This window comes from Rhodopirellula islandica (genome assembly GCF_001027925.1).
GTDB classification, from domain to species: Bacteria; Planctomycetota; Planctomycetia; order Pirellulales; family Pirellulaceae; genus Rhodopirellula; species Rhodopirellula islandica.
The window spans coordinates 17,062-42,399 of record NZ_LECT01000054.1 but is presented as its reverse complement, the minus strand read 5'-3'; the positions used below and the strand labels follow the sequence as shown (position 1 = coordinate 42,399).

General features: G+C 57.1%; 5 protein-coding genes. All 5 read left to right on the top strand.

Annotated features, from left to right (window positions below; genetic code table 11):
• Positions 1–1,607 precede the first annotated feature (1,607 nt).
• Positions 1,608–18,098, top strand: coding sequence for a beta strand repeat-containing protein (locus RISK_RS26150; RefSeq protein ID WP_160311508.1), 16,491 nt, complete (start codon positions 1,608–1,610; stop codon positions 18,096–18,098).
• 111 nt (positions 18,099–18,209) lie between these two features.
• On the top strand, positions 18,210–18,845 hold the full coding sequence (locus tag RISK_RS26145) for a PEP-CTERM sorting domain-containing protein (protein WP_160311507.1): 636 nt from the start codon (positions 18,210–18,212) through the stop codon (positions 18,843–18,845).
• 1,208 nt (positions 18,846–20,053) lie between these two features.
• The gene (locus RISK_RS26140; RefSeq protein WP_150122711.1) at positions 20,054–22,549 is read left to right on the top strand and encodes a polysaccharide biosynthesis tyrosine autokinase; all 2,496 of its coding nucleotides are present in this window, start codon (positions 20,054–20,056) and stop codon (positions 22,547–22,549) included.
• Positions 22,550–23,135: 586 nt separating this feature from the next.
• Entirely contained in the window at positions 23,136–24,779 is a 1,644-nt protein-coding gene (locus tag RISK_RS26135) for a sugar transferase (RefSeq protein WP_053061315.1), read from the top strand.
• A gap of 113 nt (positions 24,780–24,892) precedes the next feature.
• A complete protein-coding gene (locus RISK_RS26130) occupies positions 24,893–25,237 on the top strand; it encodes a four helix bundle protein (RefSeq protein WP_047817285.1) in 345 nt (114 codons plus the stop codon).
• Positions 25,238–25,338 lie beyond the last annotated feature (101 nt).

Genomic DNA, 25,338 nt, shown 5'->3' with positions numbered 1-25,338 from the left:
TGGTTCGATTGAAGCCGCTTTTCGGGCGGTTGGTATCTTCCTCGAGTGAGAAGACGCAATGGTTGAGTGCATCGATACGACCGCGATTCCTGAGCGGCGCCGCATGGTGTTCGATGGGGCGGGAAAACAAGATTTCGAGCAGTCGCTGCCTCCCTTTTTATCGCTCTCGCAGGGGCCAATCTGCCAGTCACGCTGGCAAGTCTTCCGGCCGCCTCATCCGCCTCGGGGCGGCACGTGAGTGAGGCGTGTCCGAACGATTTGTCCCCAAGTGAGGGGCCGCGTTCGCCAAAATTCGCTTCGCGACCGCTGACGAGTGTTGAATTCTCGTCGACAGCTAATCAAAGCCTGCCGTTTGCCCAACGCTCCAGGCTTCATCCCCCCATGCATTTGACTTTCATAATCAGAGAATACCCATGTCGATTCGCCCCAGTCATCACAACTTCGCCGGCAACACCCAGAACACCTCGGTCGCACGCATGCAGAAAATGCGAGAGCGTTTCAATCGCTGGGAGCACAAAGCCAACGAACGCAAGTCCATGTTCATCGAGCGTCAAAAAGCTCGGATCGAGCGTTATCGCGACGCCTTCCGCGGCAGCTGGATCACGAAGATCGGTTTGGGCATGTTGGCGATTTGGAACTTCATCACCAACCCGCCGTTTGTCGTCTCGATTGAAAAGCGAACCACGGTTCCCTTCACTGCCATGTTGCCGTTTGGCTTGAGCTTGAAGCACAAGAAGAAGGTTAAGTGTCGTAAAGCCAATAGAAGGCAAAGCACAACACGCAACCGCCTAAGTCCTGAAATGCTTGAGCAACGACAATTGCTTGCAGCGGATATTTCCGGGAGCAACAGCTGGGATAACACTCCGTTGAATGGTGATACCGTAGGAGATAAGACACCATCATTTGAGTTTTCAACGGACGCGAGTGACACGAAAGTGGATTTCGTTTTACTGGACAGCTCCAGCAACGTTGTTCAGTACGATAGCGATGTGGCGATTGGTGATACGGTTACGCCACTTGGCTTAGCGGACGGAACTTTCACAGCACATGTCGTCGCTGATGATTCCGACTCAATCACCGACGCGGCGGCGGCTGTTTTAGCCTCTGAAGCTTCGATCACTTTCACGATCGATAGCAATCATCCGACTTATCCGATCCCTGGCGGCTATGTATTCTCGGCAAGCGGCGTGAGTCCGGCGCACCCTGGCGGTCGTACTTTTACCTATGATTTTTCGGCGAACCCGTTCAAGGATGATTTGGAAGATTTCAGTTGGGCGATTTCAGAAGGGTCCGGGTATGGTGATACCGTTTTTAGTCTCGCAAAGTTCAGTAACGCGGTACCTTTCGATTCAACCCACCTGGCCTCGGCAGCCGGTTCGTCTGCTACGTGGGTGCGTTCAGGTGTGCCTGTAGAAACGACATCCAACGGCGTCGTGAGTTATACGGTGCTCGGTCGGCTCACCCTGACCGCTGAGAGTGGCGGTTCATGGGTGGGTGCGCGGACGGCGATGGAAAACGATATGGGGGCTGAGCTCCCAGTTACCCTTAATGGGAGCGACGAGTTTAAGGTCAACGTCACATTCGAAATTGACGCCGGCAGTGGGTGGATGCCAGCATCAACCTATTACGACAGTGTGACAGGTGCGGGCGTTTCTGGCGGTTTGGTTTCTAGCTTTAATCCCGGCTTCTGGGCCTTCGACCCAACCGCTGACGTCGACAGCGACCTGACTGTCACGATTGGCGATACTGATGAATACATCGATGACAGCGAGAAGGCGTCAGTCGGGTTTACCGTATCTGGACTAGATAGCGATGCCACTGCGGAAGTCACTTTTAGTGATGGAACGACCAGCACCAAGTTAACAGTCACAAACGGATCGGACACAGTCAATTTGAGTTCGTTTGCCGATGGCCCCATCACGGCCACGATTGTGGCATCGGACAACGGCGGGAATACAGCGACCGCCAGTGACTCAAGCACGAAGGACAGCGTTGCCCCCGTCATCGATTCCGTCGCTGCGATCTCTGTTCAAGAGCATTCAGCGAACTTCTCTGCTCCTTTCTTGCTTACTGCGACGGAAACGTCTGGCCTGCAAAACTGGCAAATCGCGGGGGGCAATCTTGATATTGATGGCGACTCAAACCTTCCATTTGCAATCGACTCCAGTGGTGAAATTACGATCGCGGATGCTGATGATTTGGACTTCGAGTTTCAGCCGTCGTTTGATCTGATGGTCACCGTTGACGATTCGGCCGGGCAGACAAGTGCTGCCGAAACGGTGACGATCAACTTGAGCGACGTTTCCGAGTCGGTTGTACTCGGTGCAGCTTTGTTCGTGACCGGCAATGGTCATGTGACGGTCCTCAAGTCACCCGCGGGCAACATTGAATTCTACGGCGAAGACGCTGGTGGAAATCCAGTTCTCATCACTAGTCACGTCGCTTCCAATGTCGAGGGTATCAGTGTCACTGGGCAGGATAATGTTAGCGATCTGCTGACGATTGACATCGGTGATTTGACCGACGGCACAAGTCCAATCGATGTTGTCTTCGAGGGTGGACTCAATGGAGTCGACACGCTGGAGATCATCGACTCTAGCAGTACGTCTCACACCTTGGGAACGCACAACTTCGTCACAGAAAGCGATGGCAGTGTCGTGATCGATGGCGGATCCACAATCACTTACACCGGTTTGGAGCCAATCACAGATGCGGCGGTCATCGCGAATCGAGTGTTTGACTTTGCCGGCGGAGCCGAAACGATTTCGCTGACCACTTCGTCCAATCCCAGTTTCGACCTGTTCATTGATTCAGACACATTCGGCGAGTCGGTCGATTTCCTGATCCCGACGGCCACGCTCAGTATCACCAATAGCGGGTCTGGTGCGGACACTATCAATCTGTCGGACATCAGCTCCGAGTACACGGGGCCGATTAGCGTCACCGGCGGCGATGGAAATGACGACCTGAACGGCTCAGTAACCAGCAACGAAACGGCTGTTTTCAGCGGCAACCTGGCGGATTACACGCTGACGATGGCATCGGGTGACATCACGGTTGCTGACACCGTTGGCACCGACGGGACGGATACGGTCGCCGATTTTGAAAATCTAGAGTTTGCTGACGTCACGATAAGCACTGCCGCGCCCGTGATCACCTCGGTTGCGGTCCCCGCCAACAACACATATGTCGCGGGTGACGCCCTCGATTTTACGGTGACTTTCGATAAAGACATTTCGGTATCGGGAACACCGACGCTTGGGTTGACGATCGGATCGACCGCGGTTTCCGCTAGCTTGTTGGGCCCAGTCTCCGGTTCAACAGCCACGTTCCGCTATACGGTCATGACGGGCGAGCTTGATACAAACGGCATCGAGGTCGATTCGCTGTCCGCGGGTCTGGAAGACGCCAATATTAACGGAAACGCCGCAGACAACACGTTGGTTTCCGTTGGATCCACCACCGCCGTGTTGGTGGACGCAGTCGCTCCTACCGTCGTTTTGTCGACTTCACAGAGCAGTCCAACCAATGCGAATCCGATCCCCTTTGAAGCCTTGTTTAGCGAGAGCGTCCTTGGCCTCCAAGAAAACGAAATCACGGTCACCGGTGGCGTGGTTCAGCCCGGGTCCCTTGGCGGCAGCGGCAACAACTACAGTTTCTTTGTCGTCCCGTCCGGCCAAGGGCCGATCACGGTCCAGATTGATGCTGCGGCAGCATACGACTACCCGGCCAACAACGACAGCGTTGCTTCCAATATTGTATCGATCACTTATGACAGTGTCGCGCCAACGGTCACCATCACTGACGATGAGGCTGGCGTGGCAAACATTGCTGGTGGAGACGTGATTTTCACGTTTGAATTCAGCGAGGATGTGATTGGTTTTGATGCCACCGATGTGGTTGTTGCCGGAGGAACCAAGAGCACGTTCACAGCTGTCGACGGCAACACCTACACGCTGGCTGTGACACCTGACCCGAATTCGACCACGGACATCACCGTGGATGTGGCTGCCAGCGTGGCTGCAGACGCAGCCAGCAATCCCAATGTTGCGGCAACCCAAGCGGTACAGGCGGTCGACACAACGGCGCCATCCGTCGCCATCACTGATGACGAAGCGGGCGTTGCCAATATCGCAGGTGGTGACGTGGTCTTCACGTTTGAGTTCAGCGAGGATGTGATTGGTTTTGATGCCACTGATGTGGTTGTTGCCGGCGGAACCAAGGGCGCCTTCACGGCTGTCGACGGTAACACGTACACGCTTGCCGTAACGCCCGATGCCGGCTCGACCACGGACATCACGGTCGATGTCGCCGCCAGCGTGGCTGTGGATGCCGCTAGCAATCCCAATCTAGCCGCGACTCAAGCCGTTCAGGCCGTTGATACCGTTGCTCCAACGGTCGTCATCACCGACGATGAGGCCGGAGTTGCAAACATCGCTGGTGGAGACGTGGTTTTCACGTTTGAGTTCAGCGAAGATGTCACCGGATTTGACGCAACCGATGTGGTCGTTGCCGGAGGAACCAAGAGCACGTTCACGGCTGTTGACGGTAACACTTACACGCTGGCTGTGACGCCCGATCCGAATTCGACCACGGACATCACCGTGGATGTTGCTGCCAGCGTGGCTGCAGACGCAGCCAGCAATCCCAATGTTACGGCAACCCAAGCGGTACAGGCGGTCGACACAACGGCGCCTTCCGTCGCCATCACTGATGACGAAGCGGGCGTTGCCAACATCGCTGGTGGTGATGTGATCTTCACGTTTGAGTTCAGCGAAGACATGACTGGATTTGACGCATCCGATGTGAATGTTGTCGGTGGCACCAAGGGCACATTCACGGCTGTCGACGGCAACACGTACACGCTCGCTGTAACGCCCGATGCTGGCTCAACCACGGATATCACGGTCGATGTCGCCGCCAGCGTGGCAGTGGATGCTGCTAGCAATCCCAATCTAGCCGCGACTCAAGCCGTTCAGGCCGTTGACACCGAAGCGCCCGATGTCGGTTCGGTCAACCTCACCAGCGGTCTGGGCACCTACAAAATCGGTGACACCATTGAGTTTGTTGTGAACTTTGCTGAGCCCGTGACGATTGACGAAACCGGTGGTTCGCCTCAACTGAACATGTTCTTCGGAAGTGGATTTGGCGGTGACAATCGAGTCATGGCGATGACGTCTTCCACTGCCACCTCAGCAACGTTCCAGTACACGGTTGTCGAAGGCGATTTGGACACAGATGGCGTTCGTCGTCGTGGGCTGCGATCCGATTTGGTTCAGGTCAATGAGTTCCTGCAAGGATCCGTCATCACCGATGCGGCCGGCAACAACCTGGCAACAGTTGCCACCAACCTGTACTTCCTGAACCAGGACTTCGCTGGATTGCAAGTCGATGGCGTGAAACCAACGATTAGCAGTTTGTCTTTGGATGACACTGCCATCAGCGAGGCAGATGATTCAAACACAGCGACGCTGACGGTTACATTCAGTGAGCCGATGGACACAGGTGTGCTTCCAACGGTCACCTCGAATGCTGGCACGACTTTGACGCTTGGTTCGGGCTCCTGGGCCACTCCCAAGAAGTACGAAGTCGCCTACACCGTCGTTGATGCAGACGTTGAACTAGCAGACGTTCAATTCGATATTTCCGGTGCCAAAGACGCCGCTGGCATTGGCGGTGCTGGATCGGGCAACGAGATGGTTGCCGTGACGGGCCTCTCCACAACTCTTGCATCGGCAATCGATACGATCGCCCCCGCGGGTTATGGAATCATGGCCGCCGGCGATGGCAACCTGACCGCGGCCGAAGCGGCCGCCGACAGCGTGGATGTGACAGGCGCTGAGGTCGGCACCGGCTACACGTTGACGGTCAGCAGTGACGGTGGTGGAACAGACGTTGTCGCGTCGGGAACTGTCGTTTCTGCCGCGTTCAATATTCCCGTTGACGTCAGCAGCCTCAACAATGGCAATCTGACTTACAGCCTGACCCTGACCGATTCGTTCGGCAACGAAGGCGTCGCTGCAACCGACACATCGGTGTTGGACAAGGACACGCCTACCGTCACCAGCGTGACGGCCACGCCGATCACGATTCACGATTCGAATGTGGGCAGTGGCTTGGAAGTTGTCATCGTCTTCGACACCACCATGGACACCGCGGTTGCACCGAATATCTCGTTCGTCTCCCCGTCGATCACTGGCACGACAACGCAAACATCCAGCACTTGGTCAGCCGCCGATACAACGCTGACGTTGGTTTACTCGGTCACGGACGCCGATGAATTCACGCCGGATGTCGATATTGCCGTCGCGGACGGCCAAGACATCGCTGGCAACGTTCAAGCGGCATATACCGAAACCGATGCGTTCTCGATCAACACAGCGGGTTACGTCTATGCGACGGTTCTGGAAGAGGAATCGGTCGATTTCAACATCAGCGTTGACGGCACCAACATCACTGCTTTTGATTCCACTGCCGCGACCCATGGAACACTGTTCAACCTTGGCAGTGGCACCGTACGCTTCGTGCCCGACAGCGATTACTTTGGGCCCGCCAGCTTTGGGTTCACCCTGGCCAGTGGCCTGGTGGGCACCGCATTCGTAACCGTGACGCCGGTCAACGACGTGCCTAGCTTCACGGTCGGTCCCGACCAAACCGTTCTGGAGGATGCCGGCCCCACGACCGTCAACGGCTTCTTGGGGGCGATTTCGAAGGGACCGTCCAACGAGTCAGGGCAGTCGCTGACGACCATCATCAGCAACACGAACGCTGGATTGTTCAGTGCTCAGCCAGCGATTGATCCCGTGACCGGTGACTTGACGTTCACGCCAACTGCGGATGCGAACGGCACGTCGACGGTGACCGTCCAGTTGATGGATAGCGGCGGGACCCTGAACGGTGGTTTCGACACGACAGCCACGCAAACGTTCGTCATCAATGTCACCGCAGTCAACGATGAACCGAGCTTCACGATCGGGGGCAGCCAAACGGTGACCGAAGATGCGGCGCCTCAAACGGTCCCCGGTTTTGTCTCTGCCCAATCGGCGGGACCTGCTGACGAAAGTGGGCAGGTGCTGACCTACACCGTCACCAATAGCGACAACGCGCTGTTTACCGTCCAGCCGTCGATCGACTCGGTGACGGGTGATTTGACCTACACTTTGGCACCCGATGCCTTTGGTACCGCGACCGTCACCGTTGTCTTGAGCGACAATGGCGGGACTGCCAATGTCGGCGCCGATGACACTGCCGACGCACAAATGTTCGATATCAACATCACGGCGGACAACGATGCCCCGGATGCCGGGAACGTGACGCTCACGTCAGGAACAGAAGACACGGCGAAAACAATCACCGAAGCCGAACTGCTAGCAAGTTCTTCGGATACCGAAGGCGATACGATGTCGGTCGGTTCGGTCGTGGTTTTCAGTGGCGGGGGAGACATTGCACTGACCAGTCCTGGTGTTTGGACCTACACACCAGCGGCCAATTACAACGGCCCTGTCGTGTTGGGCTTCACGGTCAGCGATGATGGTACCCCGATGGGATCGGATACCGCGCAGGCCAGCTTCAACTTGGCAGCAGTGAACGATTCGCCGGTCAACGACGTTCCTGGGGCACAAACGGTTGTTGAAGATGGGACGCTGACATTCGAAAGCCTCACTTCAAATGAAATCACGGTTTCGGACGTGGATGTCGTGGCCGGCACCAATCTGTTGGAAGTCACGCTGTCCGTGTCTCATGGTGCCCTGACGTTGAGCGGGATCGGTGGATTGTTCCTCTCCAGTGGTACAGGATCTGCCGATTCGGCGATGACATTCCAAGGGACGGCACTGGCAATCAACACAGCGTTGGAAGGGCTGACCTACAGCCCAACCGCCAACTACAACGGCGCCGACCTGCTGACGATTGTCACCAGCGACCTGGGCAACACCGGCGATGTTGTCAATGTCCTGGTTGATACGGACACTGTCGCAATCACAGTGACCCCAGTGAATGACGATCCGACGGTCGCGAATCCAATCACAGACGTCACCGTGAATGAAGACTCCGCTGACGTGACGATTGATCTAAGCGGTGTATTCGCTGACTTGGAAGACGACGCAATGTCCACACCGTTGACATTGACGGCGATCAGTGCGGACGGCTCGCTCGTGACGGCCAACATTGTTGGCACCGATCTGATCTTGGATTTCCAAGCGAACCAGAACGGGGCGACCACGGTCACAGTGACCGCAGAGGACAGTGGTGGTTTGACGGTCGATAGCACGTTCAATGTGGTTGTCGATCCGGTCAATGACGCCCCGGTCGCTGTCGATGTCACGCTTGCCAACACCAACGAAGACACCCCGCTGGCAATCACCAGCGCCGAATTGACGGCCAATAGCACCGATCCGGAATTCGATAACTTGATCGCGACCACGCCAGTCATATCGGTAGGGTCTGGATCGATCAGCGGCGACGCACTCACTGGATTCACCTTCACGCCGGCAACCGATTACAACGGGCCGGTCGAGTTGACGTTCCAGGTGACGGACGATGGAACCCCATCGGCGGCGACTTCGGCCAACACGGCGACCGCCAGCTTCACAGTCAATGCTGTCAATGATGCTCCCTACAATGCGGGGACGTTGCCCGCGGCTCAAAGCGTCAACGAAGACATTGCATCGGGATTGAACTTGGCGGCAATTGAAGTCGCGGATGTGGATTCCACCAATCTTTCCGTGATCCTTGCAGTCGGCTCCGGAATCCTGACGGCCACCACTGGCGGTGGTGTGACGGTGACCAACCCCGGCACCAGCACTGTAACGCTGGTGGGTACCAAGTCCGCCATCAATGCGTTCCTGGATGGCCCTGGAGCGGTTGTCTATCAGGGTGCGGCCGATGACTTTGGGGCACCCGGCGATACGCTTACCATCTCGTTGAGCGATGGAGTCGCGGCGGCTGTCGCGCTGCCATCGATCGATATCAACATCGCAGCGGTCAATGACGCTCCCAACTTCACACTGGGGGCTGATCAGTCCAATACGGAAGACGATGGATCCATTTCAGTTCCAGGTTTCTTGACAGGACTGGATGCCGGGGCTGCGAATGAGTCGTCCCAGACGCTCACCGTCGCGGTTTCCAACGATAGTTCAAGCTTGTTCACAGCAACCGGACAACCAGCAATCAGTCTGGTGACCGGGGAACTGACCTACGAACTAGCGGATAATCAAAACGGCACAGCGGTTGTGACGGTTGTGGTCAGCGATGATGGTGCGACTTCCAATGGCGGCTTTGACTCGACAACCCACACCTTTGAAATCGAAGTTGCCCCTGCCAATGATGATCCCGATGCGGGCGACGTAACGCTGTCGGACACGACCGAAGACAACGCGTTGACCTTCACCGACATCGATTTGCTGGCCAATACGGACGACATTGATTTGCCAGGCGACACGTTAACCGTGACAGCAGTCAACGTGGTGACTGGCTCTGGATCGATCTCAGGTTCAAGCCCCAACTGGACGTTCACGCCCGCTGGCAATTTCAAAGGCCTCGTCGAACTTTCGTTCGCGGTCAGTGACGGAAACGGTGGTAATGACACGGCGATCGCCAGTTTCAATGTCACCTCGGTCAACGACGATCCTTACCTCGTCGGGTCACTCCCCGCAACGATCACCGTTGACGAAGATGTGTTAACGACCATCGGGTTGAACACGGCTCAACTTGACGACGTGGATGTCGGCCTTGGAAATCTGACCGTCACATTCTCATCCAGTGCTGGTGGCAAGGTGTTTGTGACCAATCCTGCACTGACGATCACCGGCAGCGGAAGTTCAACGGTCAACGTCACCGGAACACTCGCGAACTTGAACAGCTTCTTGGCAGGATCTACAGGATCACTCCAGTTCCAAGGTGCACTCAACGCCAACGGGTCGCCAACACACTTCTTGACGTTGATTGTCACGGACAACGGCAACACGGGTGCTGGCGGTGGTGGTAGCGTGATCCTGGGAACCGTCCCGATCAATATCACACCCGTCAATGATGCCCCCACCTTCACTGGCAGCTTCCCGACCGGCCAAACGGTTGGCGAAGACGACAGTGCCGCACTCGACCTGTCCGGTGTCACACTGCAAGACGTCGACGCGGGGACCGACGACATGGAACTGTCGTTGTCCGCTGCGTCAGGATCACTTTCGGTTGCCGGCACATCGCTAGCCGTTAGCGGGTCTGCCAGCGTGTTGACGGTCACCGGTTCACGAGCCGATATCAATGCGTTGCTAGCAGGCACGAACGGCGCGGTCACGTTCACGCCAGACGCGAACGACGACACCGATGTGGACATCACGGTCAGTGCGAACGATTTGGGGCACAACCCCGGGGCTGCGTTGCCCAGCGTGACCAATCTGACCTTGTCGCTTGATATTCTGCCGCAGAACGATCCGCCGACGTCCACTGGCACGCCAGCGGACATCACCGTGGACGAAGAAACCGATACGAATGTCGACTTGTCCTCGATTGTGTTGGCCGACATTGATGCGGGCAGTGAAGACACCGAATTGACAATTTCATCGGGTGCCGGTGCCGGGATCATCTCCGTTGATCTTGCATCACACACAAACGTTGCGACGGCTTCCGCATCGGGAACGTCGGTCGTCCTGACCGGTTCGCTGGCTGATCTCAATGCTCTTTTGCAAGACACTTCGGCAGTTAGCTACGAAGGAGCCACGGACGTTGTCGGAACGAACGTCGACACCATCACGGTCGACTTCAGTGACTTGGGGAACACGGGCACTGGAGCAACAGGGACGATCACCGCGGCCACCGTCAATGTTTCGATTGACGGCATCAATGATGGCCCGACCGTAACGGGTTCGTTGCCAGCCGATATCACCGTGTTCGAAGAAACCACCACGGCAGTCGACATGTCGGGCGCTGTCATCAGTGACGTCGATGCAGGTGCTGGAACGACCATGCTGACGCTCACGACAGGTGCGGGGAACGGTGCGGTCTCGATCGCGATTCCCGGCCCGCTCGTCGGCTTGATTACGCTGGGGGGAACACCACAGGCTCTGACTGCAAGTGGAACCTTGGCCGATTTGAATGCCCTGCTGCAAAGCGTGGGTGCGATCAAGTACACCGGGGCAACGGACACGATCGGCACCGACGCCGACACGATCACGGTCGAATTTGATGACCTGGGCAACACCGGCATCGGTGGTGCACTCGATGTGACTGTCGGAGTGATCAGTGTTGACATTGACGCGGTCAACGACGCACCGACCGTGACGATGCCGGCCAGTCTGCCAAACGTTGCCGAAGACAGCATTGGCAGTCTCTCGCCAAGCGTTGTCAATGCGATCACTGGCATCACCGTTTCGGACGTTGACGCCGGAGCGGCCCCACTGGACCTGGAACTTTCGGTCGCAAACGGATCGCTGACGGCGGTTGGATCGGGCGGAGTGACGGTCGCTGATTCTGGCACCGGCACGATCACGTTGACCGGATCGCAAACGGACTTGAATGCCTACTTGTCGGCTGCCAACGTCACCTACTCGCCGACCGGCGATTTCAACGGCACCGAAACGCTCTCTGCTACCGTCAATGACGGGGGCGCCAGCGGATTTGACGGCACGCCGCTGACGGGCACAGGGTCAGTCGGCTTCACCGTCACCGAAGTCAATGATCTTCCGATCGCACCACCATTGAACGCGTACTCGACGGACGAAGACATTCCGCTGCTAGATGCAGACATGCTTGTCGGTGCGACTCCAGGGCCAGCGAATGAAGTCTCTCAGTCGTTGACCCTGATTGGTGGTACACAGCCGGCAAACGGCACCGTGGTCTATGACCTTCTCAGTGGTGAGATTGACTACACGCCGGACCTGAATTTCAACGGCACGGATACGTTCACGATCACGTTGCAGGACAACGGGACGACCAACGGTGTCGCTGATCCATTGACGATCACTCGAGTCGTGAATATCACGGTTGATCCGATCAACGATGATCCGAGCGACAGCAATTCGGGTGGTTTCCCAACCACATTGACTGTGAACGAAGATGAACCAGGGGACTTGGATCTATCCTCGGTCAACTTGGTGGATGTCGACGCGGGGACCGACCCAATCGTCGTGACGATTTCATCGACGGCGACTGGTCAACTATCGGCAACAACCGGTGGTGGGGTGACGGTTGGTGGTGATGGCACTGCGACTTTGACTTTGACGGGTACCGTTGGCGACCTGAACACGTTCCTCGGCGACTCTTCGTCGGTTCAATACACCAATGTCGTGCTGAATGCGAACGGACCTGCATTCGACACCATTGATGTCAAGGTCAACGATCAAGGCAACAACGGTGCTGGTGGCGGAGCCGATGTCGCCCTTGGTTCCATCGATGTCACGGTCACCCCCGTCAACGACGCCCCGACATTTGACTTGCTTGGTGATCAAACCGCGAATGAAAATAGCGGTGCGGCTTCGATCAGCGGATTCTTGAGCAATGCTTCGGTTGGTCCGGCCGATGAAGTGTTGGAACCTCAGACGTTGGATCCCGTCGTTGTATCGAACAACAACACATTGCTATTTTCCGTTCAACCTGCCATCGATGGGAGTGGGACGCTGACCTTCACGCCCGCGTTGGACGCCAACGGAACCGCGACGGTGACGGTGTCACTGTCCGATGACGGTGGGTCTGCCCACAGTGGCAATGACACCGGGACGATGACATTTGTGATCACCATTGAATCGGTGAACTCCGCGCCGGAGATTTCCGTGCCAATGACAGGTCCCGTCGTGACTCCAGTTTCGGTTTTGGAAGACGAAACCACTCCGACCGGCTTTGGTACTGTTTCGATCAGCGATGTTGATGCAGGGGCCGATGACTTGGAAGTCACCCTGGCCGTTGCCAGTGGAACATTGACGCTTGGTACAAGCACAGGCTTGGATTTCACCGTCGGTGACGGGGTAGCAAATTTGACGATGACCTTCACTGGAGATCTGACTGATATCAACGCCGCTTTGGCAACGTTGACCTATCTACCGTCGGCCAACTTCAACGGGATGGACGCCCTGACGATCGACGTCGACGACCAGGGCAACAACGGATTGACGGGCGGTGATTTGACCGACACAGAGACGATTCCCATCAACGTGATCGCGGTCAACGACAATCCGACCAATACCGTGCCGGCGGGGCCGATTGACGTGGACGAAAACGGGATGCTGGCTTTGACCACGATCACCGTTTCCGATGTCGACGTTGATCCGGCAGTCGATGCGGTGGAAGTCGAACTGACTGTTGCCCAAGGCACACTTTCGCTGGGCACCTTGCCAGCGGGTGTTTCGATCACGTCGGGTGCCGAGGCATCGGCGACCGTGACGATCATGGGGACGTTTGACGATGTCAACTTGGCACTTGCCAATTTGGAATACACCCCGACGACAAACTACGAAGGCCCCGACAGTTTGGTCGTTACCACGAATGACCTTGGCAACACCGGAGTCAGTTCAAGTGTCTTACCGGGAGGTGCGCTCAACGACGTTGATACGATCTCGTTGAACGTCACACCGATCAACACGCCACCGGAGTTCACCGGCGCGTTGCCAACCAGCGTTTCCATGGAGGAAGATGCCACCGAAGACCTGGACTTCGGAACGCTGCAAATCGACGATTCGGATGACGCAGGCGGTTTGATGACCATGACAATCACGGCTTCGGCCGGGACGTTGTCGACACTGCTCGCCACCGAAGCGGGGTCGACGCCCACGTCGCTGATCTTCAGCGGCACGGAAGCGGCCCTGAATGCGATTCTTTCGACGGCAGGCCAAATCCAGTATCAAGGGCCCACTGACCAGAACAACATCAACACGGCGGCTGCTCCCGAGATCGAAGTCCTCGTCAGCGACGAGGGCAACACCGGTGCGGGACCTGTTGGTGGATACGAAGTGTCCGCGGGAACGTTTGAGGTCGACCTAACGGCCACCAACGACGCTCCTGTGATCACGGCTCCCTTGATGGTCTCGGTCGGCGAAGATTCGCCCCTGAGCTTCACCGCTGGCGATGCCATTTCGATTGCCGATGTCGATATTGACGAAACCGCTTCGGCGGTCGCGACGGTCACCTTAACGGCGACCAATGGCACGCTGACACTGGACAACACTGGACTGGCATTTGCCACCGGTGACGGGGACAGTGACACAACGATGACGTTTGACGGTTCGCTGGCGGACATCAACGCGGCATTGGCGACCTTGGTGTTCAATCCAGATGCGGACTACTTTGGTCCAGCCACGCTGGACATCGATGTGGATGACAACGGCAACACGGGCACTGGAGCGGGAACTGTTTCGGAAACGGTGAACATCTCCGTGGTGGCGGACGACGATGCCCCGGCGATTACCGTTCCTGCTGCAGAAACACTGGCGGAGGACTCCTCGAAAACGTTCTCGGTCGCAAATTCCAATGCGATCTCGGTCAGCGACGTGGATTCATCTCCAGAAGCGACCCTGTCTGTCGCCCACGGTGTTCTGACGCTGGCCTCGACAACGGGACTAGTCTTCACTGTCGGTGATGGCACAGCGGACTCGACAATGACCTTCTCGGGAACTCCAGCGGCCATCACGGCAGCCCTGGATGGCCTGCTGTACACACCGACAATCAACTACAACGGTACCGACACACTCAGCATCACAGCTGCCGATGGAACCGGTTCGGTTTCTGATTCGGTTGGGTTGATCGTGACTCCAGTGAACGATCCCCCGCAAAACCTGGGTACGCTGCCTGTTTCTGTTAGCGTTGTCGAAGATCTGCCAGGCGACGTTGACTTGTCAGCGATCAACCTGTTCGATGTCGACGCCAGTGGCGGTTCGCTGACGGTGACCTTGGCAACCACTGGCGGCGGAACGCTGTCAGCAGTGGATGCCGGCGGCGTCACCGTGGGCAGCACAGGCACGTCAACGATCACTTTGACGGGCACCACGGCAGCGTTGAACACCTTCTTGGACAACGCTTCGGCGGTTCAGTTCACCGGCGACACAGATGCCAACGGCTTGCCAGCGGATTCGATTGACGTGTCGGTCACCGACAACGGCAGCACCGGCAGCGGTGCGATGCCGAACGTCGCACTTGGCAACGTGGCGGTGAACATCACCCCGGTCAACGATGCTCCGACGTTTGACGTTGGACCGGATCCGACAGTCGCCGAAGACTCCGCCGGACCAATCGCCGGCTTTGTCAGCAACGTGTTGGCTGGTCCTGCCGATGAGATGGAAGCGGTCGCTCTTTCGATCGTCGACTTGGATGACAGCTCTTCGAGCCTGTTCGCATCGGGGCCGACCATCAATGCCGCTGGCGACTTGGTTTACACGCTGAATCCAGATGCAAACGGAACGGCAACCTTCAAGGTGAAAGCGGAAGACGCGGGCACGCCTGCTGAGTCAACGACGTCCAGCGTGATCACCTTCACCGTGACGCCAGACGACGATCCGACATCGGTGGTTGCCTTGAATCTGGGGCCATTCGACGAAGACGAGGTGGTGACGTTCAATGTGTCTGAATTGGAGTTGCAAGCCACTGATGTGGATAGCACAGTCACAGTGACAGATGTCGATTACGCGGGCAGCGACGGTGTTCTTTCAGGCCCGGATGGATCAGGTGAATACACGTTCACGCCGAACGCCAACTTCATTGGCTCGGTGTCGATCGACTTCACCGTGACCGGTAGCAATGCCGCCTCTTCGACGATCGACTTCACGTACGAAGCAGTCAATGATGCTCCATCGATCACAATCCCAACGACCGGTCTGCCCACGGGGACCGAAGGCGATGTTCTGACGGTCACTGGAGTCTCGGTTGATGATGCCGACTCCGATGACGCGGGATCATTGAACTCCAATGTCATTCAGCTGGACATCACTTCCACGGATGGTGCGGTTGGCTTGGCGTCCGATCTTGGGCTGGTCTCCGAGTCTTCGGTGGCTGGCGGCATCCGACTGACAGGGACCAAAGCGGACATCAACACCGTGCTGGCAACCGAGCTTCGCTTTGAGGTTGGGGATGTCGATCCAGGTGCCGCGGTAAGCGACACGGCGACATTGACCTTCACGGTCGATGACCTTGGCAATGTTGGTAGTGGCGGAGCTCAGAGTACCACCGAAACGCTCGATTTGGTGGTCACGGACAAAGCCCCCGCTTTGACCTTGTCCGACAACAGCACCGCAGGTGTTCACAATGAGGGTCCGAGTGACTACCTCTTGACGATCACCGGTTACGCCGATGGATTGGTCGACCCATTGACTTCGCTTCTAATTCGCTGGGGCGACGGGACGACGACCACGGTTGACGATGTTGATGACATTGATGACCTGAACAACGGGTTGTCGATCACGGTGGATCATGTGTTCGACGATGACTCGGACTATTCACCTGACCTGGAAGTCGACGCCTTCACGCAGGGCAACTTGTTGCAGTTCCAAGCCGTTGGGTCGTTCCTCGACAGCCGAACACAGAACCTGGATGTCGCCAATGTCGCACCCAGTGTCACTCAAGCGGCAGCGTTGAGCCCCTTTGTGGTTGGTCAGGACGGATCTTTCCAAATCTTGGCAACGGATCCCTCTGTCTCCGACACGGGGGATTTGATTTACAGCGTCGATTGGGACGGCGATTTGATTTTTGATGACTTTGGTTTCAGTCCGATTCTCACCATCCCTGGATCGGTGATCAGCGCACCTGGACCATTGACGATCAACTGGCAGGTGGACGATCAAGATGGAGGAGTCGTCGCAGGGACGACCACCGAAGATGTCTTGACGCCCTTCACATTCACGATCGAGGATGTCGAAGTCAACGAAGATGACGGAACGGCTGTCTTCGTCGTGACGGTTGACAACGCGATTCCTGCTGCGGCTGGCGATATCGATGTCACACTCAATTTCCTTGACTCCGGAAACAGTGCCTTCACAGCGACCCTTGGCAGTGATTTCAATCTCCCGGCCTCGACGACTTTGACTTTCAACTCCCTGAGTTCCCTGACTCAGAGCGTCGCTGTGCCGATCGTTGACAACGGGGATGTTGAGCCCATCGAAGTCTTCGGCATCTCGATGTCAGCAACAACCAGTGTGGTTGGCATTGTGGCAAATGTGTCCGACCTCGCGTTTGGGACCATCCTGGATGACGACAGCCTGGCGACTCTGCAAGTGTCAGGTGTGCAGGTGAGTTCAACGACCTGGGCTCCGGACTTCAAAGACGCCGCGGACATGGATCTGATTGGCAGCGGCGATGGAAAGGGATACACCATCCCAACGGGCCTGAATCAGACAAAGGTGTTGCCATGGAGCGGTATCAATCAATTGCGAGTTCAGTTCACCGAAGATGTCGACCTGTCGACCGTCGTGGTGGCCGGGGCGTCCGCGAATGTGATCCTGCACAGCACCGTCAATGCAGGGACTCCGCCGATCATTGTGGGAACGCCTTTCGTTGACACGGATGGTGCCCTGGTCCTCACGCTGAACAAGGCAATTCCCGCCGCCAATCTGCGTCTGGAATTGCTGGACACGGTGTTGAGTACCTCGGGTGCCCAGCTTGATGGCGAGTTCAATACAGGGGACTCGCTCCCGTCAGGCGACCTGATGGAAGGTTTCGCTTTCAATTTTGAGTTCTCGGTCAATCCCGGTGATGCCAACCAGAACGGCGTGGTCAACGGGAGCGACGCTGGGAACATCTACTTCGCCTTTGACAAAAAGCCAGGGGAGGTCTTCTACTCGATTTTCTCTGATATCAATGGCAATGGGGTCTTGAATGGCTCGGACGCAGGGATTGTGTTCTTCTTGTTCAATGGGATGCCACCGGCCAGTTTCCCCAGTTCGATTGCAAGTCTGCAGTCAAGTGTTTCAGGGGGAATCGATGCATCAGAAGAGAGCGATCCTGAATTGGACGCCGCTTCCGAGTCAACCTTGGTAGCAGCACCCAACCAAGGAACGGAATCCGACTTGGACGCCATTTCCGGAGGTTCCAGCCTAGGAGAGTACGCCTCCGCCGTGGATGAAGTGCTTTCTGATCTGGATGGTCAGCTGGATTCAGAAGTGCTGCTGCTGAGCGATTCTGCGAACTGAAGGCGAGCGATCATTTCGCAATAAAATGACACTCGGGTGGGCCATGGCTTACCCGGGTGGCTATGATTGTCACTTATAACCACCAACCCACAAAGAGATTATTCGATGCACATGATACGATTCTTCACGGTGCTGAGCATGACGCTGGTGACCAGCAATGCATTTGCTGCCTTTGTTTTTGAGATTGATACACTCAACGGCGTCGATTCAACGACATCGTTCGTGTCCGGCGACGTCGTGACCGTGCGGGTGAACTTGGTTGATCTTGGTGTATCGGATCCCGACTTCACCGATGACACGCTGCAAGCGTTCACGGCGACGATTTCGAGCAGCAATGCAGAGCCCAACATAGGTTTGCCCGTGGCGTTCAACCCGCTGTTCGCTGCCTCCACCAACGCCACCGGGGCCGATTTGACGGCTGTCGGCGGGATTGGCTTCGCGGGGATTGCTCCTGGGTACGGTTTCTCGGCGGGTACCAGCACCAGCCTCTTTGAGTTCAGTTACGTGGCCGGTGCGGTCGGCGACACCACCTTTGATTTCGTCGCCGGGGTGGGGCGTAACAGCGCCAATTTCTCGGAAGATGGCGAGACATTTCCCTTCAACGAGTTCGACGCGAGCTTGGGCGCCGCTCGTACGATCAGCGTGACTGCCGTGCCTGAACCGGCCAGCTTTGTCATGCTGGGAATGATCGGGTCCGGTGTCGTAGCCTACCGACGCCGTCGAGGACAGAAGGCATTGGCCTGCTAGGCCTGGGATCAAATCTTCGAGTGGATCAAGCAGGGGTTGGAAACAGCCCCTGCTTTTTTCGTTTCTCCCTGTCGCCGAATTCGCGAGGAATTCGGGGTGGTCGATCGCTCACCAGGCTGTTGATTCAGTACGTTTCGCAGATCCTGTCTTTCTTCATCCCGGTAGGGATGTCAGATGGTAGCTGGGGGGCGCTGCGTAGCAGCGCACTTCCGGAAACCGTGCCTCCCAAAAAACTCTCCATCCCGCCGTGGCCATCGGCCACGGCGGGATGGAGAGTGGCGGCGTGGGGTTTGCATGTCCATCGGTGGCGCGATCGCTTACCGACGGCTACCATCTTGCATCCCTACCGGGATGAAAACTCGCGCAAGCGACCATACTCTCCAAGCCCAAGCGTTCAGCAGTCCAGCGCTAGCCCACGGTTACCGGAAACGAACCGGACGCTGTCGCGTTCCGGCTGACTAAATCAACAAGCCGTTGCGCGTTCGGGGTGTGATGGGCAGTTAGCAGTTAGCAGTTAGCAGTTAGCAGTTAGCAGTTAGCAGTTAGCAGTTAGCAGTTAGCAGTTAGCAGTTAGCTCGTAGCTCGTAGCTCGTAGCTCGTAGCTCGTAGCTCGTAGCTCGTAGCTCGTAGCTCGTAGCTCGTAGCTCGTAGCTCGTAGCTCGAATGGGGAGTGAGCGGATGTGCACGGGGGTGTCGTGCTGGTGGGATCGGAATCGCGTCTGAATTTGGGGAGGATCAGTCCCCCTTGTCTCACGACGCTGCGAAATCGTCGCCCTTATTCCTGAATCCCCCAATTGGCCCCAGATGGGGATTGAATCTTGGTCATTCCGGTCTATTCTCGTTTCGACTCGATGGGGTTCGGAGACGAGCCCGCCGAAGGTGGGGTGTGGTGTCACCCAAGAGCACGAAGTGCGCGCAAAATGAAGGCATTTCAATACTTCACGCTCGTTTGGCACCTAGAATCAGAGATGCAATCCCTGCAGCGGCAGTTCTTCTTGGCGACCAAAGGTGCGGTGCTGGGTTGAATTTGACGCGTTTCCCTTCTGAGGGGGCTCCACAACCTGTACAAATGATGTGTGGCTCTTGCCCAAGTTCCAAACATCCTTTCGCGTGATCTGTTCGCCGGAACGGAACGGACTTGAGAGTTCCTTGGTCGCGAGCCGCGGTCAGTGCTCTTCGCCGACCAGTCAATCGAGTTTCTAAAAATCATGATTCGATCCAACCCATCTGCTGACGACGTCAACGGCGACGAACTGGACATTGATCTGGATCTGCTGGGGATTGTCCGGCGACGCTACCACCTGATCGCCCTGGGGATCTTTGTCGGCGTTACCCTGGCGACGATCTACTTCGTCAACCAAGTCCCGATCTACGAATCCAAGCTTGCCGTTTTAGTGGGCCAGCGTTCCGGGGAAGTGGCCAACACGGGGGTGAATAACGGGGCCAAAGACATGGCGTCCATGCAGGAGGACGTGCTCTCGACCCACATGGAATTGTTTGCCAGTCCCAAAATTCTGGAAAACGCGATTCAGATTGCTGGTCTCAACGTCAAAGTTGGTGATTTGGCGGAGAATCTGTCCGTCAGCAAAGGTGGGGACGGACTAGCAAAAAGTGCAAGTGTTTTGAAGGCAACTTACCAGGACCCCGATCCTGAGGTGGCTGCGGCTGCTCTGCAAGCGATCTTCGATAGCTACCAAGACTACATCGACGAGCAAACCAGCAGTGTCGGGAACGAAGCGGCGGAATTGATTGCGAGAGCTCAGGTTCAGAATGAGAAGGCCCTGCGAGAAGCGGATCAAGCATACCGTGAGTTCGTGGCGTCAGTCCCCGCGCTCATCTCCAGCAACATCAACGGCCGGGATTCTCTGGAAGATGTCCACCGACTACGCCTCAATAACATCGAACAGCAATTGGGTGGGATTCGTGAATCGCTTTCCCATGCGAAGTCGCGTCGAGTTGTGATTCGAGAGTTTGTGAAGGGCAAGGATCCGGATTCGTTGTCGGATGTGCACGTGATGTCGCTGCTGGACGCTGACGAAATTGACCGGGTGAATGCGTTTTTGGCGATCTCTGCCAATCGCGATGATCAAACCAATGATGAGATGCTCTCTCGTGCGGTCATGCAGGAATCGACGCGGACCGAGTATCAACAGTTGCTTACACTCTCCAGCAAAGAACGTCTGATGGCGGCGGAGTTCGGTGAAAATCACCCCAGCGTTCGTGCCCTGCGTACCGAACTAGATAATATGCGGCGTTTTGTGGATGAGAGCCGGGAGAACCGCCCCGAGGAAGACAAGCGAGTCGAAGCCAAGCCGGCTGATATTCTGGCTAGCTACTATCAAGTCCTTCAGAGCGATATCTCCGAGATGGAGAAGCGTGAAGAGCAGTTGCTGGAACTTTCCGAAAAGGAGTCCAAGCTGGCCAAAGAAGTCGAAACGACGTTTCTGCTCGGCAGTTCCTTGAAAGCCAATCTGGATCGTGCTCAAGCACGCTATGACGAGGTGTTTCAACGCTTGCACGAAATCAACCTCACCAATGACTACTCGGGTTTCTCAACGGACTTGATTGTGATGCCCCTGCCCGCGAGTGTTCCTGTTTGGCCATCGAGAACGAAAATTGCGGCCCTGGGGATTTTGGCCGGAGGGATGTTGGGGCTGGCGTTGGCCCTGCTGGCGGAAATGACGGACCGCACCTTCCACGATCCCGCGGAAGTCGAACGCATCGTTGGGGCTTCCATTCTGGCACACGTGCCCCGGTTGAAGGAATCCGCTCTCAAAAAGAAGGTCAAAGAAGGGTCGGGCATCTCAGCGATGATCCCGACTTTCCACCTGCCCCGAGGCACGGAGGCGGAAACGTTCCGAGTTTTGCGGACGTCCCTGTTGTTCCTGACCAAGAGCCAATCCAAGAAGGTGTTCTTGCTGACCAGCCCCAGTCCTTCGGATGGGAAGTCGACCACGATTGCGAACCTGGCCGTTTCGGTCGCCCAGACGGGCAAACGCGTGCTGCTGATCGACGCGGACATGCGTCGCCCGACGGTGGCCGCTAACTTCGGTGTCGAACGATCGCCTGGCCTGTCGGATTTGCTCAGTCACGATGGCCCGATCAACCCGGCAACGCTCGCCGAATGTGTTCAGGCGAGTGAGCAAGACAGCCTGACGCTGTGCACCTCCGGATCACGGACGTCCGAGCCCTCGGAGTTGCTGGAATCGGACCAGTGGGTGGCGTTCTTGGATTTGGCCCGCAAAACCTACGACGTGATCTTGATCGACACGCCGCCGTTGCTCGCCGTGGCCGACCCCTCGATCGTGGCGGACGAAGTCGATGGTGTCTTCCTGGCGGTCCGAATCGAAAAGAACAATCGCACGTTGGTCGAACGGGCCACGGAAGTCTTGACCGACAAAGGCATCGCGATCGAAGGCGTGATCGTCAACAGCCGTGACTCGCGTAGCAACCATTACGCGTACAGTTCGTACGATTACTACGGCAAGAAACAATACGGCTACGTGGCCAATTACCGTCGGTACTACGAAGCGAATGACGATGATGATGCCGGCTCTGCCCCGCGTCGCAAACGTTCATCCAGCAAACGAACTGCGGCCGCGTCAACCCGTTCGCTTCCCATCCCCGAAGCCGCCTCCAGCAACGGCCACGTCGCCAACGGTTCCACCGTCAACGGATCCTCCAACGGCCACCCCACCACGTAGTGGTCTGTCAGGACTTGTTTTTAGGGTAGTGGACGAGGCCACGAGTCCTGAACTGGCGTCGAATCCAAGGACTCGTGGCCTCGTCCACTACGACCAACCCTCACTTTTAGCTTTGACAGTGATTCCCCACCCGTAGCCGGATTCGCCAGAATTCGGCCCCTGCGGCATAGGCTTCCAGCCTGTGATTCCAAAGCCCACCCCGATGCAATCCCGCATCACCAGCATTCGGCCCAGCGTCCCACCAAAGCCGATCCGAATTCTGCGCGAGTCCGGCTACCAAGCCCGTTCCGAATTCTGCGTGAATCCAGCTACACGCAACCGCCAACGAGTGGTCTGTCACGACTTGTTTTTAGGGTAGTGGACGAGGCAACGAGTCCTGAACTGGCGTCAAAACCAAGGACTCGTCGCCTCGTCCACTACGATCAACCCTCACTTTCAACTTTGACAGACCACGAGCGACTAGCCCTACCGAATTCTTGGCGAATCCGGCTACTCGCCGCTCGCAACTCGCCACTCGCAACTTTGCCTTCTTCTCCCCAACTTCTTCCGTCAGCACGCTTCCACTTCATCCAAGGATGAGAACAGTATGAGCGCCATCGCGTTAGACGATTCGACCGATTCCGGTGTGGTTCACGCGGATGTGCCGCCGAGCCGCGTGGTCATGCGGCATGCGGAGCATGCTCGCCCCCGCCCGGCTGGCCAGTCCCAACGGATCAGCACCCCGGTTGCGATTCAGATGGGCCGGCTGCAAGCCTGGTACGACGTTCGGACGACGCTGCCCTTGCTGGTGGCGGACATGATCGCCGCCGCCGCCGCCGCTGGTTTGTCGATTCTGGCCGGGATCGGGACCGGTTCCCTGGCCGGGACTTGGTTTGCCGTCGCCGTGGTGACGCTCTCCGTGATGCTGCACCACATGCACGGTCTGTATCCCGGGGTCGGGATCACCTACTCGGTCGAATTCCGGCGGATTCTCAAAACCACGGTGGAAGTCTGCGTGGCCCTGGGGCTGGGGATGTTGTTCACAACCGGCCTGTTGGAATTCCCTTGGCTGGGATGGTCGGTCCTGAGTGTTTCATTGTGCTTCCTGCTCAGCGCCGTCCGGCCAATGATGCGACGCTGGTTGTGTCAGTTTCAGTGGTGGACCCAGCCCGTGATTGTGGTTGGCAATGGCGAGCGGGCAGCGCGATTGTTCGAGCGTGTTTCGGGTGCCAAAACAGAAGGCGTCCGCCCCGTGGGAATCGTCTTCGATCCGATGCCGCACTGGGATTCCGATCGCCACGAAAGCGGTGTTGCCGACACGCGGCAATCGATGCAGCGAGAGATGCAGTGGTGTCAATCCATCGCCCAGCGGGCCGGCGGCGACCACCGCGTCCACATTGGGCCAATCGGCGCCCTCGAAGAAATCCTACAAGACGCGCAGGCGTGCCGCGTCGTGATCGCAGAACGCAATCGAGCTGCCCGCAACGCGTTCCAGCAGTTCCATGGCATCCCGCATGTCGCAATTCCAACCGAGATCGAACGGCATCCCACCGAGCGAGTCCGCTTGATCGAAGCCGACGGCAAGATCGAAATGCACTGCCGGACGACGCTGACCTGCCCGAAAGCGCAAGTCGTCAAGCGAGCGATGGATTTGATTCTGGTGATCGGTTCGATGCCATTCTGGTTGCCCGTAATGGCCGCGATCGGTGTGGCGATCAAGGTCATGGATCCTGGCCCCGTTTTTTACTGCCAATCGCGAGTGGGGCGTTATCGAAAACCATTCCAAGCCATGAAGTTTCGCAGCATGGTTTGCAACGCCGATGAGAAGTTGCGGGAGTACCTCGACACACGGCCGGAGATGAAAGCCGAGTGGGAAGCGACTCACAAATTGCGAAACGATCCACGGATCACATGGATCGGTGATTTCCTTCGCAAATCCAGCCTGGACGAGTTGCCGCAGCTTTGGAATGTGCTGCGTGGTGAGATGAGTCTGGTCGGCCCCCGGCCGATCATCGACTGCGGCAACTACGACCGGGAGTACATCCAGGAGCACCCCGAGGTGTTCGAGATGTACCAAATGGTCCGCCCCGGAATCACGGGGCTGTGGCAAGTCAGCGGCCGCAACGACACCTCGTACCAGCAGCGAATCCACTTCGATCGGTATTACCTCCACAACTGGTCCGTCACCGGAGACATCTTCATCCTCTGGCGAACCATCAAAACCGCCCTCTTTCGGGAGGGGGCGTGTTAAGAGAAACGAGAAACGAGAAACGAGAAATTGCCTCTCTCCCTTCCGAATTCTCGGCGAATCCGGCTACATCCAATTCGCCGCTCGCCGCTATCTAAAAAACAAAGGCCTCTCCCGTGTCCTACGAAGACCTTGACGTCTGGCGACGCTCGGCTCGGCTTTCGGCGACGCTCTATCAGCAAACGAAAGACTTGCGGGACTTTGGTTTTCGAGACCAGCTCACTCGGAGTGGACTTTCAGTCCCGTCCAACATCGCCGAGGGCTATGAGCGAGACAGCGACAAAGAGATTGCGAGATTCTTGACCTACGCCAAAGGTTCGGCTGGCGAACTCCGAACGCAGATCCTGATCGGAATCGAAGCCGGTTACATTGAAAAGCCCGACGGTCAACAATGGGCAGACGAAGCCCTGCAGCTCGGCCGAATACTGGGGGCATTGATTCAACGACACAAAAGAGAGTAGCGGTTAGAAAAAGTAGCGAGCGGCTAGTCGCGAGAAACTCGCCCCTCGCCCCTCGCCCCTCGCCCCTCGCCCCTCGCCCCTCGCCCCTCGCCCCTCGCCCC